The organism is Rhodococcus sp. EPR-134 (genome assembly GCF_001647205.1).
GTDB classification, from domain to species: Bacteria; Actinomycetota; Actinomycetes; order Mycobacteriales; family Mycobacteriaceae; genus Rhodococcus_F; species Rhodococcus_F qingshengii.
The window spans coordinates 1-16,766 of record NZ_LVCT01000092.1 but is presented as its reverse complement, the minus strand read 5'-3'; the positions used below and the strand labels follow the sequence as shown (position 1 = coordinate 16,766).

Annotated in this window: 9 protein-coding genes; 1 reads left to right on the top strand and 8 read right to left on the bottom strand. The window is 61.8% G+C overall.

Annotation, left to right across the window (positions count from 1 at the left end; all coding sequences use genetic code 11):
• The 6 genes from A2J01_RS04625 to A2J01_RS04600 form a co-directional block, all read right to left on the bottom strand.
• The coding region (locus A2J01_RS04625; RefSeq protein WP_231915699.1) for an enoyl-CoA hydratase-related protein at nt 1–258 on the bottom strand (258 nt) is incomplete at its 3' end.
• 45 nt (nt 259–303) lie between these two features.
• Nucleotides 304–1,518 carry an acetyl-CoA C-acetyltransferase gene (locus A2J01_RS04620; protein WP_064112143.1) on the bottom strand — a complete coding sequence of 405 codons (1,215 nt, stop codon included), beginning with the start codon at nt 1,516–1,518 and terminating at the stop codon, nt 304–306.
• Nucleotides 1,519–1,740: 222 nt separating this feature from the next.
• Nucleotides 1,741–3,552, bottom strand: coding sequence for a multicopper oxidase family protein (locus tag A2J01_RS04615; protein WP_064112141.1), 1,812 nt, complete (start codon nt 3,550–3,552; stop codon nt 1,741–1,743).
• 88 nt (nt 3,553–3,640) lie between these two features.
• Entirely contained in the window at nt 3,641–5,197 is a 1,557-nt protein-coding gene (locus A2J01_RS04610) for a hypothetical protein (RefSeq protein WP_064112138.1), read from the bottom strand.
• A complete protein-coding gene (locus A2J01_RS04605; protein WP_064112135.1) occupies nt 5,194–11,304 on the bottom strand; it encodes a type I polyketide synthase in 6,111 nt (2,036 codons plus the stop codon). The genes A2J01_RS04610 and A2J01_RS04605 overlap by 4 nt, the downstream gene beginning before the upstream one ends.
• A 677-nt stretch (nt 11,305–11,981) precedes the next feature.
• Nucleotides 11,982–14,201 (bottom strand): DNA polymerase III subunit gamma and tau, encoded by a 2,220-nt coding sequence (locus tag A2J01_RS04600; RefSeq protein WP_064112132.1) that lies wholly within the window; start codon nt 14,199–14,201, stop codon nt 11,982–11,984.
• A gap of 162 nt (nt 14,202–14,363) precedes the next feature.
• Here A2J01_RS04600 and A2J01_RS04595 point away from each other — a divergent pair, with 162 nt between their 5' ends.
• On the top strand, nt 14,364–15,677 hold the full coding sequence (locus A2J01_RS04595) for an ammonium transporter (protein ID WP_003943791.1): 1,314 nt from the start codon (nt 14,364–14,366) through the stop codon (nt 15,675–15,677).
• A 6-nt stretch (nt 15,678–15,683) separates the two neighbouring features.
• Here A2J01_RS04595 and A2J01_RS04590 read toward each other — a convergent pair whose 3' ends face one another.
• Together A2J01_RS04590 and A2J01_RS04585 are read right to left on the bottom strand one after the other, a co-directional pair.
• Nucleotides 15,684–16,055: a carboxymuconolactone decarboxylase family protein gene (locus A2J01_RS04590; protein WP_007731560.1), complete on the bottom strand. Its 372-nt coding sequence runs from the start codon at nt 16,053–16,055 to the stop codon at nt 15,684–15,686.
• An 8-nt stretch (nt 16,056–16,063) separates the two neighbouring features.
• Nucleotides 16,064–16,766, bottom strand: a 703-nt coding sequence (locus A2J01_RS04585; protein WP_156519155.1) for an AMP-binding protein, incomplete at its 5' end; no start/stop codon positions are given.

Sequence of the window (16,766 nt, the reverse complement as noted above, 5' to 3'; positions counted from 1 at the left end):
GTAGATCTCCTCGGCCTGCTCGGGGCCGACCTTGATCATGTTCTTGAGGTCGCCACCGGCGAAGAAGGTCTTCTTGCCGGAAGTGATGACGGCACCGGTGATGGAGTCCTTCTCGGCGACCAGACGGTCGACGGTGGCCTTCATCGACGCGATGTACGCGTCGTTCATGGTGTTTGCGCCCTGGTTGGGATCGTTGATGGTGAGCACGACGATGCCGTCGGCGTCCTGGTCCCAGTTGATGATGTTCTGATCAGTCACTTTGCTTGACTCCTGGTAAGCCTCGTTGGAAGGACGGACGCCGCGTCAGACGCGCTCGATGATGGTGGCAACGCCCATACCGCCGCCGATGCACAGGGTGATGAGGGCGCGCTTGCCGCCATGACGCTCGAGCTCGTCGACCATCGTTCCGGTGATCATCGCGCCGGTTGCACCGAGCGGGTGACCCATGGCGATCGCGCCACCGTTGACGTTGAGCTTCTCGTCCGGGATGTTCAGGTCCTTCTGGAACTTCAGGACGACGGAAGCGAATGCCTCGTTGATCTCGAAGAGGTCGATGTCGTCGACCGTCAGGCCGGCAGCTGCCAGAACCTTCTTCGACGCCGGCGTCGGGCCGGTGAGCATGATGGTGGAGTCGGCGCCGCTGGTGGCGGTGGCGACGACGCGAGCGCGCGGCGTCAGACCCATGTCCTTGCCGGCCTGCTCGCTACCGACGAGCACGAGGGCAGCGCCGTCGACGATTCCCGAGCTGTTGCCGCCGTGGTGAACGTGGTTGATCTTCTCGACCCAGTGGTACTTCTGCAGCGACACGGCGTCGAATCCGCCGATTTCACCGATCACACCGAACGCGGGAGCCAAGCCGGCGAGGTTCTCTGCCGTGGTGCCCGGACGCATGTGCTCGTCGTTGTCGAGGATGGTGATGCCGTTGATGTCCTTGACCGGCACTACCGACTTGGCGAAGTATCCGCCGGTCCACGCCTTGGCGGCGAGGTCCTGCGAGCGCACGGCGTATGCGTCGACGTCGTCACGCGAGAAGCCCTCGATGGTGGCGATGAGGTCTGCGCCGACGCCCTGCGGCACGAAGTAATTGTCGTAGTTGGTGGCGGGGTCGAGTGCCCACGGTCCACCGTCGGATCCCATCGGAACGCGGGACATCGACTCGACGCCACCGGCGATCACCAGTTCGTCCCAGCCGGACCGAACCTTCTGAGCAGCCATGTTCACGGCCTCGAGGCCGGAAGCGCAAAAACGGTTGAGCTGAACGCCGCCGACGGTGTCGGGCAGTCCCGCATCGTTGACTGCAACGCGGGCGATGTCCATTCCCTGATCGCCAACGGGGGTGACGACGCCCAGGATGAGGTCGGAGATCCGGTCCTCGTCGAGGTCGGGAAAGCGCACGCGCAGTTCCTGGATCAGACCCGTGACCAGCGAGATCGGCTTGACCGAGTGCAACGACCCGGTCTTCTTGCCGCGGCCTCGCGGGGTACGGATGGCTTCATAAATGAATGCCTCTGTGGTCACTGTGAGGTGTTCCTTCCGTGTAATTCGTCGAACCGGTCTGCAGATCGTCCGCGCCACCTTCGGTGGTGGCGCATGGCCGAGGTACAGACCTCAGCCCTTTCACTGTAGAACGTGTTCCAAATTCATGGGAAGGACCGAAGCGATCCTGCTAGGTGACCGAGGTGATCAGGTGCGCGAACGCCTGCCCGCTTCGGTTCATTTCGGGTGCGCCCCCGGAAGCACTCACGGCACGATGCGATACGGCAACATCATGTCGTGATCTTCGTGATCGAGTAGATGGCAATGCCACACGTATCCCTGGAGTCGACCAGAATCAGCCATATCGTGGCGCCCACCGCCCGTCATCCCACTACCCGTCATCACACCGCTCGGAAGACGATCGAACATCGCGTCGGGATCGAAACCCAGCTCATCCACGGTGGGGAATCGCACGATGATCCGGGTGACGGTGCCGCCGTCCACCCTGACGGTGTCCTTCATCCCCGCTTCCCACGGCGCCGGCGCGATCATCGGCCCCGCCTCGAACCCGTCGGGCGACGGAGTCCACTTGTTGCCGATCACCGGCTGCGGATGGCGGATCAAGTACTCCAGCGTCCGCATCGGTGTTCTGCCGAGAATCCGGAAATTCACCAAGTGCAGGTGTATCGGATGCGGGTCCGGCGTGGTGTTGACGATGTTCCACTGCTCGACGGTGCCTTGCCGCGGCCTCTCGACGTCCGTGGTGCTGAACGTCAGGTTGTTCAACGTCATCTGAGCCGGTGGATTCCGCAGTTCCAGTTGCTGGCTCACCGTCACCGTGCGAATTACCGTCGGCTGCTCCAACGGGGCGAGAACGTCACGTTGTCGGCGCCCACCGCGCAGTTGCGACGGAACACCACCGGTGAATCCGCGCCTGGCGTCACCGCGGAACCGGCAGAACAGCGGCATAGTCACTTCACCGATGACAGCGGCGGGCAGCGGGGGCGCCTCGTCGTTGCGAAGCTCCACCGTCGAACCCTCCGACAGTCCGGTGAAATCGACGAGGAGGTCGTACCGCTCCCCCGGTGCGCAGCGGAAGGCATTGACCGCGACGGGCGCGTCGAGCATTCCGGCGTCGTTGCCGATGACCCAGAACGTCATCATGTTCGAGAAGTGAAGATTCCACACACTTGCCGACGACGCATTGACGATGCGGAAGCGGTAAAGGCCCCGAGCCACAGACAGTTCCGGCCACACCTTGCCGTTGACCAAGCCGACGTCGCCCACCGCGCCGCCTTCCCACGATCCTTCCGGGATCAAGATGGTGGATCGGCCGTTCTGGGCGCCTGTCGGCGTGAAGATCTTCTCCTGCAGGATCAACGGGATCTCGAATTCCTCGGCCGGCAACCCCAACGGATTTCCCAGTTTGCCGGTGTCGAATTCATCCCTGATCAGATAGTTGCCGATCAGACCGGCGTAGACGTTGAGCCGGGTGATGCCCATCGCATGATCGTGATACCAGAGGTGGGCGGCTTCCTGACCGTGCAAAAAGTGATGCATCGCAGCCTGTCCCGGCATCACCAGCAGTTCCGGGTGGCCGTCGCTCTCAGGTGAAGTGACTCCACCGTGCAAGTGCAACGACGTCGGCGGGTGCGCACGAAAGTCGGCCTGCATTCCGTGCAGCGTCATATCCATGTCCGCTGCCAACGGATGTCCGGTCAGATCGTTCTCGAACGTCAACATGATCGGCTCGCCGGAATGCGCCTCGACGGTAGGGCCCAGATAACCGCCACCGATCTCTCCGCTGCGGTACGACAGTGCTGGGGACGAGGGAAAATCCCGATGAAAGGCATGTTGCCCCACTTGCGCTGTCAGTGTGATCTCGTTTCCGGAAAGCGTTGACAACGAATGTAGTTCGTCACAGAACGGCTCGAACTCCGGCGAATGAAAAATCAACGGAGACTCGATATCCACACTCCCCGCCGGAGCAGCACCTGCCTTTGCACCCAAAGCAACAGCCGCTGTGCCGACTACCGACCCTTTCAGAACCGATCTTCTGGAAACCCCGATACCCATACATTCCCCTCCCCATCGAAACGGGTTGCGTTCTCCCGCAAGGAAAACGCAACCCGTCTCTCCACTTCGATCTCGGAAAATCCCCCGCCTACTTTCCGTCGATCGCCTCCAGCACCGAATCGATCAGCGACTGTGGAAGTTTCGACGGCGGAGAGATTTCCAGTTCTCCCGGAGCGCCCGGCATCGTCCAGACAGTTCTGTGCCGAGCGATCGCGAGCTTCTCCCGTGATCCGTCCTCATTGACCTTGAAGTACTCGAACTCGAGGTCGATCCCCCTCTCGTAGAGGGCAGACAAGGACATCGTGACCAGGACGTCGTCGAACGGCATGACCTCGCGCAGATGCTCAACCCTGGTGTGCACACAACGAAGTTCCCCGAGAGCGCCTCTGGCCGCCATGGCCTCACGCTGAGAACGGACCAGGAACTTGTCCCGAACCCTCGACTGCCAGATGTAATAGTTGCCGAAGTAGATGTTGCCCACGACGTTTCCGTCCCGCAACGTCGTCGAGAACACCTCGGATTCGAGCAGGTACGGATTGCGCGGCACCATCGGAGCCGAGCGGATCACGGAACCACGATCGACGTTCTTCGGTTCGGTGGGAACAGCGATGTTCTTCGTCCCCGTCGGAATCGTCATCGGCTCGATGAAATCGTGGAAGTACTGCGGCATCGGCCGTGCCGCCACCACACCGTGGGAGAGGATTTCCACCCACGTCGTCTGCATCGCACTCCACCCGATGTGAGTGCGCGTCTCGCCGTCGACCCGGCACCATTCGACATGCAGATTGGTGGTTGCCCGATCCGGACCGGTGAGCTCGGTGATCCAGATCGTCCCCTCGACAATGTCGTCGGTGTACAGGTTCGCATCGATGAACACCTCGGAGTTGTTGGTCACCATGCCCCAACGACCCGTCGCCATGTCCTCCACGATCTGCTTCGAGATCGGTCCGGTTCCCCTCTCTCGCAAAGCGCCCAACCACAGCGCGAAGCTCGCGAACCCCACTGATCCACCGACGTTGCACGCGTCCCGGAACCCGACGGGGAACCGGATCGACACCGCCGGATAGCCGCTCCGGGCCACCACATGCACGTCGGAGCCGTAGGCCATCGGATCGAACTGCGCGAGAGACTTCGCCGACAACGGTCCGGAGTCGAACTGCGGTGCCGGGTCCTGCGCCGGTTCCTCCGCATCCTCCTCATGAGTCACAAACGCGAGAATCCGCTCCTCGTTGTCCGTCAACAGAGCTGGAAAAGTCAGAACCACCACGCTTCCCTCTGCGCCGCCGCGGAAGGTCACTGCGTCGTCCTCCCTGGCGCCCATCGCCAGAGAAACCGACATCTGCCCCGTGGCCTTTCGGATCGCCTCGGCCGCCGCCCACAGCCTGGTTCCCGCACGATCGAGTGATTCGCCGCCCGCGATCAACTCGTCCAGCAGCGGAATCCGCGCCGAACCCAGAAGCGCCTTCCACTGCATGACGGTTCGGGCGCGAATCGGTTCGATGTCACATCCCTGAGGCCAGTCGCCGGCCGAACTGAGTGACTTACTGCCGTCGTGCGAGAGCGAGACATCCACAGAGGGTGGAATATCACCGACGACGACGGGCTTTCCGGTTTCCTGCCATTCGATGGCAAAGGCATTACTCATTTGATCACCACATCCTCATCGAGATGAATGTTCACGGCCGCCTCGGCGATCGGTTTCTCCTGCTCGTGGCGTTCCGACTTGGTCAACTCGTGAATCCCCGGGGTATGCGCGACCACAACCCGCGGGCTCTTCACTCCCAACGCCCGGCTGTGTTGCGCGAGCTTGTCGAGAATGATCTGTGCGTCGCGCGCAGTCGGATCCGCGATTTCCTCAGCCGTAGGACGGCTTTCGTCGTGGGAGAGAATCTGGGAGCGATATCCCTCGAGCTGCATCACCACTCGTCCGTCCTTCACCACCGCCACGTCGGCTTGCATGTGGGTCTCGGTCTGCACCTTGTCGTAGGCGTACGCGGTGAACGAACGAGCCTCGAATCGTCCGTCGTACATGTCGATTCGCGCAATGTTGACCGGAAGGCAGATCTCCCGCGGAACCATGATCTGACCCGATTGGAGCAGGGAATCGAGGAAGTAGGGCCCACCGAGGAGGTGCTGCTTACGGTCGGCTCGCGAAATAGCGCTGAAGAGAATGTGCTCGGAATCGAGGCTCGAGATCTCTTCGAGTCGGCGGAAATCGCCCTCCTGGAACAGCAACCACGAGTAGAGATCGTCCAACGGATCGATGTCGAGCACCGGTCGCGGCAACTCCTTCTCGAACTCCGGCAGTGTTTCGTCCAGCCCGAAGATGAAGTCGGCCGAGAAATGGGGCCGTCCGTACCCGGTCCGTTCGGTGCCGATCGTGACATGCACCCGCGTTCCTGCAGCATCACGATCCTGCTCCACGACGCTTGCCTTGATCTCGACTCTGGTGCCCTCGACCGTGTCGACGACGATCGGTCGATCCAGCTTGATGTCGTCGATGCGGACGCGGCCCAGAGTCACGCGTCCGGTGACATAGGCCGCCGCCTGCGACATCGCCTCGAGCCCGAACACCGTCGGAAGCAGCGCCGATCCCTTCCAGACATGATCGAGGACAAAGGGATCCGCCGAGGTGGACAACGTCGTCCGGGTCACCAGTTCTACCTGCGGCTCGAATGTCACCACTTGGTCGATGTAGCGCGACACCGCCGGCAGAGCCGGTGCTGCCGGCGCCCAGGTGTCCAGACCGCCGAGTCGACTGGTCACGACGATACGACTCGCCTCGGGTCCGCTGTCGACCAGGCGAAGGAAATGATCCACTCCCGCAGCCGTCGAAATCGGCATGACACCCATCTTCGCGAGGTGGTTGACACTGCCCATGCGGGCGCCCATTCCGGTCTCTCCCCACACGCTGTACGCGAGCGAGAACGTCCGAGTCTTCGGGTGCCCGGCGGCATACCGCACCACCATTTCGTCGAGAAGCTCGTTTCCGTATGCATACCAGCTGTTTCCGGGCATACCTGTGAATCCGATGATGGAGGAGAAGCCCACGAACAGCTTCAAGTCGCGATCAGCGAGCGCTTCGACGAAGTTGGCTGCGCCCAGGACCTTAGGTGCAACCTCCTTGAAAGCCGCAGCGCTGTCGACTCTCTCGAACCGCCGCGGAACATTCGCCCCCGCACCGTGGACAAACCCGGTGATCGGCCCAACCTCGACCTCGATCTGGGCGACGACGCCGGCCACCGCCGCAGCATCCGTGACGTTGCAGCGATAGTAGTGAGGCCTCAAACCGGCAGACGTGAAGTCCGCAAGAGTGGAAGCGATTTCGTCACCCGCTTGTCGCTGAGAGCTTCCGATCAGCACTAGTTCGGCGCCTGTCTTTCGGCCGAGAGCCAGAGCGCATTGCGCCATGATGCCTTTCGCGCCACCGGTCACGACCACTACATCCGAACTTCCCAACCCGCTCTCGCGGACGGTGTAGTCGCTCGAGGCGAGAACCCGCGGTTGCAGTGCCGTGCGTCCCATCTCGGTGTCGTAAGTCGCGAACACATAGGATGCAACCGAATCCAACTCGGAGACGACGGTGGTTGCCACCACCGCGTCCGCAGTCGAGCCGTCGAATCCTATGACGCGGACATCCAGTTCGGGGCGCTCGTGATGCACCGAAGCGGCAAAAGCCGCCGCACTCGGTACCGGCGCCGGATTGCCCAACTCGACATCGGTGAACTGAATCACTGCCAATGTGGTTCGTGCGCCTGCACTTTGCTGTGCCGGAACCATCTTGTGCATGTGTTCGATCCCACTGCGCAAGCCGATTTCGGTGACGGAATCATCGGTCATGCGTGGCATTACGGCAACCACGTGCTGCGCATTCGCAGGAGCGCCGTCGGAGAATGTGCGAATGTCGACCTGAGCACCACGCCCTCGCAGTTCGGATTCCAACCTTCCGACCAAACCGGCGTCGTCACCGATGACGACAAACGTCGTGTCCGTGAGGTCTCGGACTCCGTGCAACGCTGTCTCGCTCCGAACCTTTTCCAGAGTGTAATCGCGAACCCAGGTGAAGCTGTCGGCTGATATACCCTTTGCCTTCATCGGCAGCGCCCGCGCAACCGGCTGCTGCTGCCCCGACTTCTCTTTCGCGGATCGATCGAGCACTTCGATCAGTTCACCCAGGCTGACGTTGACGAGTTCGGCCGGATCCAGATCACCCTGAACACCCAATCGCGTTGCCACAGTTGCTATCGCATCGGCAGCCTTGATCGAGTCCATGTTCAGGTCGTCGAGCAGGTGGAGATCCACATCGAGAGACTCCACCGGAAATCCGGTGTCCTCCGCGATTACCTCGAGCAGTATTCGCGACACGTCCGACTGCACCGAACTCGCTGCTGGAACGGCAGAACCGGAATTCGGTGATGCCGCAAGGATCAGCGATGCTGCTTCTCCGATGGTGGCGTTGGCCAACTCGGCAGGGTCGAGGTCGACAACCTCGAACTGATGCGCAACCTTCGAAATAGCCTCTGCCGCACTGATCGAGTCGAGATTCAGATCATCGAGCAGACGCAGATCCGTCGTGATCGACTCGGCGGGGAATCCCGTCGTATCGGCGAGGATCCTGATCAGCTCACTTTCCACGGACCCAGCGCCCGCGACAGCCGGCTCTTCGACTACCGGAGCCGAAACCGGCGAAGGAGCTTTCGCTGCCACGGATTCGTGGCCGTTGGTGACTGCCCGCGAAGTCGGAGCAGATGGAGAAGACGGAGAAGTCGCTCCACTGCCTACATCAGCACGAATCACGTCGACGAGGAAGGTCCCGCGTCGGCTCAGGTAATCGGCCAGCGCCGCAGCCGGATCCCCGCCGGACGTACCAAGTACGAGCGGTTCGGGAGCAGAGGTAACCGTCAGCTTCGCCTCGGCCAGGTTCTCGATGAACACCTTCTGATCGGCAGGAACGAATTCGCGCACGAACCGGCCGTCGAAAAGTTCGTTCCATCGGACCTGAGCGCCGTGTACGTACATCGCGGCCAGTGCGACATTGAAGTCCTCGTCGCGTCCGGACTTGGACGCAACGGGGAAGCAGCGCACGCCGTCGGTCCCATTGATCGCCTTGGTGAGCCCGGTCAGCACACGGCCGGGACCGACCTCGACGAGCAGGTCCACGTCCTGCGAGATTCCACTTACCGTCTTGACCCAGTCGACCGGTGAGACAACCTGTTTGGTGACCAATTCGCGAAGTGCCAGTGGCGTCTGTACGCGTTTCCCTTCGACGCAGGAATAGACGGGGCAAGTCAGCGAATCGACTTGCTCGTCAACGGGCGCAGTGGACTTCAGCTCCCGCTCGGCCTCGTTCATCATCTCGGAGTGGAAAGCATTCGACACGGCAAGCGCCTGAGCCGACACTCCGCGCGTTTTCGCGATGGCAACCACATCGTCGACCGCGTCTTTGGTGCCCGAAACCACGGTCTGTGTAGGCGTATTCAGATTCGCGACGGTCGCGTAACCCTTTGTTTCCGCGATGATCGCCTCAGCCGTCGATCGGTCGCAGTTCAGGCTCGCCATCGCGCCGTTTCCACCACCACTGACAGCCATGGCCGCACCCTTCGCCGCAGCCAAGGTGATCAGCGTCTTCTGGTCGTAAGCTCCTGCCGCGTAGAGCGCGGTCAACTCGCCGAGACTGTGGCCGGCGACAGCACTGGGTGTGACACCCAATCGGCGGAGGTACTCGAACCAGAGCAGCGAAGCCAAAGCGACGGCAGGCTGGGTGAACTGCGTCTGGGCGAGATCCCGCTTCCACTTCGCCAATTCCGCAGCGTCAGCGCTCTTGACCGGGTTCCGCAGAATTCGAGGCGTGATCGCCTCCGCTCCAACTCCCTCCAACCAGCCGTCCGCCTCGGTCGCCAGTTCGCGTGCCCACTCGAAGCGCTCGATCAGCACGCGCGCCATCTCTAGTTGTTGGGATCCCTGTCCCGGGAACAGGAATCCGATGTCGTGGTGGACGGCGTTCGAGATCGAGATCTCGTTGCTCACGACCTTCACCTGGCCGGATGCAGGAGCGGAGTTCTCGCAGATCACGGCAAGCTGACGCATGCGTTCGGCCAACTGCGCGGGACGTCCGGCCACCACTGCGGCACGGAAGGGCGCGGTCGGCGAGATCACTCGAGAGAGTTTCGCCGAAAAGTCCAGCAGCTCGGCAACACTCAACGGAACCGCCAGATCTGCAACATCCCGCGCTCGGGTCGCCAAGTCCACCGCGGAATCTGCAGAAAGTACGAAAACCTCGGTGTCCTGATACGACGCCATCATCGTGCGGACGTCTTGCGAGGGTGTCAGCTTGCTGGACGGTGCATCAGCCGATTCAATGGCGACGTGGCAGTTGATACCGCCGAAACCCATGGCTTGCGCACCGGCACGCATCTTCTCGGACGGATCTCTGATCTCACCGTTGACGAGCGGAGAGAGTGCCGGTGCTTCGGTTCCGAACGCCGGGTTCGGGTCGGTGCAACCGGCGAGCGGCGGAAGGATTCGTTGATTGACGGCCATGGTCGCCTTGATCAGCGCAAGGATGCCCGACGCCGCCTTCGTATGCCCGATCAACGACTTCAGTGACGTCATGCCGATGCTACGAGCCTCGACCGGCCCGTCCGCCTGAGCGGCCTGCTGGACGCCGGCCAGTTCGACGGGGTCTCCGACGGGAGTACCAGTTCCGTGTCCTTCGACGAAGGCAACCTCGCTGGCCGCGAATCCCGCTCGCGAGTATGCGCGACGGATCATCTCGGCCTGAGTTTCGGCGCGGGGCTTGGTGATTCCACCCTTGCCATCGGTGGAGATACCCCAGCCGCGAATCGTCGCGTACACGTAGTCGCCGTCCGCCCTGGCGTCCTCGAGTCGTTTCAAGGCCACGAATCCGCAACCTTCACCCGGGATGAATCCGCTTCGGCTTGCGTCGTACACGTTCATGTCGCCACGGGTCAGTGCACCCAAACGGGCGAATCCCACCAGTTCCAAAGGATCCAAGCTGACGTCGACTCCCCCTGCCAAGACGAAGTCGGCCGCGCCGGACGCCAGCTTTTCGGCTGCAGTCGCCACCGCGAGCATTCCGGACGCGCACGCACCGTCCACGACGTACCCGCCGCCGTTGAAGTCGAGATAATTGCAGATCCGGCCGGCAATCGTATTCGACAACATGCCGGCGAGAGTGTCTTCACTCGGCTCCACCAATGGGCCCTTGTAGACCTCTTCCATCGTCTCGGCGAGAGCATCAGCGACGGAACTGTCCAACTTGCGCGCTTCGGCTGCCACAGCGAGTGCGCGCTTGACATAAGGCCAACGCAAACGCATCGACCACATCCGGGATTCTTCACCGGTGAGGGAGTTGCCGACGATTGCGGCGCTGCGTCCAGTGGGTACCGATCCTCGGCTGTAGCCCGCGTCCGTCAAAGCCCCGAGTGCTGTTTCCAGAGCCAACCAGTGTGTGAGATCTGTCGACTTGAAGGTCCGCTCCGGTATCCGGCGACCGACCCAGTCGAATTCGAAACCATCCATGAACGCGCCGCGATCGGCGTATGTCTTGTCGACGTCGTCAGGGCTCGCGCTCCAGTAGTCGTCGAGGGACATCCGTGACTCCGGAAACTTTCGGAATTGCATCCGACGCGCGAGGACGTTCTCCCAAAATCCTTGCAGATCATGTGCACCGGGGGACCACATGCTCATCCCGACTATCGCAATCGCAGGATTAGTTGAATCTTCAGTCATCTTACACTTCCTATTTTCGCGCGCATCCACGGGAGACTCAATCGACCGAAGACTAACCACGCCCTCATCGGTGTGTAAAACGCAGATTCACCTCAAGGCATAAACAAATAACAAAGGTTGTTCGGCGCAATGAACGTGTTTCAGCAATTTAACAGCAATCGAGAGTTAGCTGTAACTCGGAGTTACTTATTTGCTTCGTAAATGGTCATGCTCCTGCTTGAACATCCGTACCGGATCCCGGTTTCACGGCCGCCATTTTCTCGCGATCGGCAAATATTCAGTTGAATATGCACCGAAATGCCGCAATGCCGAATATGTGGCCAATTCGCCGAATGTCCCAAATTGGTCGATCCCCGCAAATCAAACATCCGACAACTATCAATCTGAACATTCGTGACACACCGAAATTTAACAGCAGCACTCGAATGCCCATCAGACAACGAGAAATTCCAGATATTCTTCGGCGACCATCGTCCGAATCGACGTTTCGTTACACCGGAACTGAGCGAACGAATGTGCCAGCAAACCAGCCACATACAATTCAGCTTTGCGAGGCCGAGCCGGCGCGCTTTCGAGACGCGCGCGCACAAAGGGAACGGCACTTATAACAATTCGATCACACAGTGGTGCAGCTGGATTCCGACAGCTGTTTCACGCACACGGACCGACTCGGCAACTCAGCTTTCGAGGCGGCGAGCTCCGAGGACGTCCTTGAGGAGTTCCTTTGCAACATCCTCGGGATCACGTCTGGCAGTCGGATCAGCGGGCTCCGCCGCCTCCGCAAACATCTCGTCCTCGTCCTCCGGCGTTGCAGGCGGAGGAGTTGCCTCGTAGTCGACCTCAGGAGCAGGGGCCGGTCCAGGGTCTTCCGGATAGTCGGGGGCCTCGGGCGGCGGAATGTCGTCCGAATCTCCGCGCTGGGGCTGCGGGGCCTTGGGCTGCTGCGCTGCGCGCTCCTGACTGGGGCGAGAGAAGCGGGGCGCAGCGGCAGGGCGGCTCGGAGCTTCCGTCGCCTTGGTTGCGCTCGATACTGTCGGCGCTGTAGGCGCACCTTCTTGATACTCGACCTGCCAAGTGCCACCGAACATTTCGGCAAGGACCTCGCAAATGACCGCCGCGTTGTGCGGTTGCGTCACACGAGCACCCAGGACCGGTGAGCCGTGAGCGATGACAACGACATGTCCACGCACGTCGTGAACCGTCGCAGCGGACAGCATGGCCGGAAGAACCTTGTTTCGTTCACCGACCTTGTTGCGCAAGGTGTTCCACGATTCACGGAGAGTCTCGACTGTGGGGCCTGCCGAGACCGGCGCAGCTTCGGCAACCGCCGGCTCGTCGAACTCGGGCTCGGGCTCGGGCTCGTAGTCGGGTTCCGGCTCGGCAAGCCCGATCAGCTCTTCCGCCTCGACAGAAGCAGTAACCGGTGGTTCAACCACAGGAGCTTCAACTATTGGAGCTTCGGCAACCGGAGCTTCAACCACCGGAGCCTCGGCAACCGGCGGTTCCACGATCTCGACAGTGGGAGTCTCGACGACGGGAACTGCCGCTACCGGAGGTTCGACGACAGGAGCCTCCACAACCGGCGGCGCCGCAGCTGGAGCAGGCGCGGCTGGTTCCGGCCGTGCCTCAGGCTCGGCCTTGCGTTGAGAGGGCCGTTGAAACTTGGAAGCAATCTCCGGTTCGAGCGGCGGCACGGTGGGTGCCGGCGTTGCTGCCGCGCGAGGAGCAGCCGCGACTCCGGCAGCCGGAATACCTTGTTCCAGGCGCTCCAGCCGCTGCAATACAGCTGACTCGGTGTCGGAGGCCGACGGCAGCAGCATTCGCGCGCACATCACTTCGAGCAGCAGCCGCGGCGCCGTCGCACCACGCATTTCGCTGAGTCCGGCATGGACAGTCTCGGCGAAGCGGGTGAGCGTGGCCGGGCCGACTCGTTGAATCTGCTCACGCATCGTGACCAGCTCCGCTTCCGGAGCGTCGACCAATCCTCGTTCGCTGGCGTCGGAAACAGCCTGCATCAAGATGAGATCACGCAGGCGCTCGAGAAGATCGAGCGCGAATCGGCGTGGATCGTGACCGGCGTCCATCACGCGATCGACAGTGCCGAACAACGCGGCCCCGTCACTAGCAGACAGGGCGTCTACTGCTTCGTCGATGAGCGCGACGTCGGTGACTCCGAGAAGAGAGAGCGCGCGCGGATACGTGACACCTTCTTCTCCTGCGCCCGCGAGCAGCTGATCGAGGACACTCAACGAGTCACGAGGGGAACCGCCGCCGGCCTTGATGACCAGTGGATACACCGCAGGTTCGACCGGTACGCCCTCCTGGGCGCAGATCTTTTCCAGGAGTCCGCGCATGGTCGACGGCGCCAACAGGCGGAACGGGTAATGGTGTGTACGCGAACGGATGGTCGGGAGAACCTTTTCCGGTTCCGTCGTCGCAAAGATGAAGATGAGGTGTTCCGGCGGCTCTTCGACGATCTTGAGCAGCGCATTGAAACCCGCCGCCGTCACCATGTGTGCCTCGTCGATGATGAAGACGCGGTAGCGAGATGCGGCGGGTGCGTGGAACGCCTTGTCTCGGAGTTCTCGGGTGTCGTCGACGCCACCGTGACTTGCGGCGTCGAGTTCCGTCACATCCAGGTTGCCTGTGCCGCCCGGGCCCAGCGAAACGCACGAGTCGCACACGTCGCACGGCGTCGACGTCGGTCCCTGCTCACAGTTCAGCGAACGCGCCAGGATTCGCGCCGACGACGTCTTTCCGCAGCCGCGCGGGCCGGAAAACAGGTAGGCATGGTTGATGCGTCCGGTGTCGAGGGCCGTGCTGAGCGGTGCGGTGACATGCTCCTGCCCCACCACCTCGGCGAAGGACGCGGGTCGATACTTCCGGTACAGGGCCACGCGCAAAGACTACCGGCGACCCACGACAGGTGGTCCGGTGCGGGTGCAACGCCGACTTCTCCCGAAACATGTTCGCAACACAATCGCAGTGCGGAGGAAACCGCACGCACTCATCGTGGGTTCCGTGCACGCGGGCTGGTCCGCGTGCGTGAGGAGAAAACTGTGCCCGCCACCATCGATGCCGGAGCGACTGCCTGGTTGCTCGTCAGTACTGCACTCGTACTTCTGATGACGCCAGGACTCGCACTGTTCTACGGCGGCATGGTCCGCTCGACGGGCGTACTCAACATGATCATGATGAGTTTCGTCTCCATCGCACTCGTCACGGTCGCGTGGTTGTTCGTGGGCTACAGCCTCGTGTTCGGCGACGATCACGGTGGCATCATCGGCGGACTCGAACACATCGGCATGGCGGGCATCGACCCGTCGACCGTGCACGGGAATGTCCCGGAAGTGTTGTTCGCAACCTTCCAATTGACGTTCGCAATCCTTACTGCAGCACTCATCAGTGGTGCGATCGCCGACCGCGCGAAGTTCTCCGCCTGGATGATCTTCGTCCCCATCTGGTCCTTGCTCGTCTATGTCCCCGTTGCTCACTGGGTGTGGAATCCGCAGGGATGGCTCGCCCAGATGGGCGCACTCGACTACGCCGGTGGCCTCGTGGTCGAAATCGTGTCCGGAGCGTCGGGTCTGGCATTGGCACTGGTCCTCGGCCAGCGGATGGGTTTCAAGGCCGAGTCGATGCGTCCGCACAATCTGCCGTTCGTCCTGCTCGGCGTCGGCCTGCTCTGGTTCGGTTGGTTCGGATTCAACGCCGGCTCGGCCCTTGCGGCCGACGGTATGGCCTCGCAGATCTTCCTCAACACACTCGTCGCCGGTTGCACCGGACTACTCGGCTGGCTGTTCGTCGAGCAGAATCGTGACGGACACCCCACGACGTTCGGCGCAGCTTCGGGCGTCGTCGCCGGTCTGGTCGCGATCACCCCGTCGTGCGGAACGGTGAACATGTTCGGTGCGCTCGTCATCGGTCTGATCGCCGGCATCGTCTGCTCGTACGCCGTGGGATGGAAGCACAAGCTCGGCTACGACGACTCCCTCGACGTCGTCGGCGTGCACCTCGTCGGTGGAATCGTCGGCTCGTTGCTGATCGGACTCCTCGCGACGGCCGTGATGACGGGCGGTCCGGAAGGTTTGTTCTTCGGCGGTGGATTCGCGCAGTTGGGCAAGCAGTTCGTCGGCGTCGTCGTGGTCGCGCTCTATGCCTTCGGTGTGACCTACGGTCTCGGAAAGCTCATCGACAAGACCTTCGGCTTCCGCATTTCGCGTGAAGACGAGGCCCGCGGAATCGACGTTGCCCTGCACGCGGAGTCGGCCTACGAGCACGGAGTCCTCGGCCACGGTCCGATCGGCGGACAGAACCCGAGCCCGTTCCTCCAGCGTCAGCGGGAGGAACGGGAGAACCGCGAGCGGGACTGACCGCCCTCAGCGGTTCGCGATTTCCTCCATCAGGATCGGAACGCCGACATTGCAGGAATGAATCCCGACGACGGTGGTCAGTTTCAGCACCTCGAGAATCTCCTTCGAGGTCACTCCCATGTCGAGCGCGGCGCGAATATGGCGTCGTACGCCGGGCGCGTACATGTGTGTGCTCGCCGCATCGACGGCTATGCACAGCAACTGGATCACCTGAGGTGACAGCACCCCGCTGTTCCAGGGCTGCATCGCTGTCTTCATGTACAGCTCGGTCCACTCGGGATCCAGCTCCGAAAGTCCGTCCCACAACGGATTCCAGCCACCCGAATCCTTCATGGCCTGGGTCACGGGAAAAGCTTCACTTGCTCGAACGTCAGTCATCGATCTCCTCAGACCATCGAAAATGCTTGATTCAGTTCACGTTTGAGAATCTTTCCGGTTGCCGTCATCGGCAGCGACGGCACGAACTCGATGCGACGCGGATATTTGTAGGCGGCCATCTGTTCCCGCGTCCATTCCACGAGATCCGATTCGGAGATCTCTTCACTCGGCTCTCGGATCACGAACGCGACAACTTCTTCGCCGAGGCTCGTGTCCGGCACCCCGACGACGGCGACGAGTGAGACGGCTGGGTGAGTGAGCAGAACCTCTTCGATTTCGCGTGGGTAGACGTTGAATCCGCCCCGCACGATCATGTCCTTCACGCGATCGACGATGTAGTAATTTCCGTCGGTATCGACCCGTGCCAAATCCCCGGTGCGAAACCATCCGTCGCACATGACTTCCGCCGTCGCCTCTGGTCGGTTGAAATAGCCCTTCATGACGTTGTGCCCGCGAATGGCCAACTCTCCCACTTCATCGGGGCCGGCGATCGTGTGCCAAGAGTCGTCGACAAGCCGCGCTTCGACGCCCCAGATCGGCACGCCGATCGAACCGGGCCGGGGGTCACTCTCCGGGGCACTGAACAAGGCCAGCGGAGAGGTCTCGGACAACCCGTACCCTTCGAGGATCTGAACACCGAAGCGTTCCCGGAACTGTGTCAATATTTCCACGGGAAGCGCTGCGCCACCCGAGATCGCGCACCGCATGTTC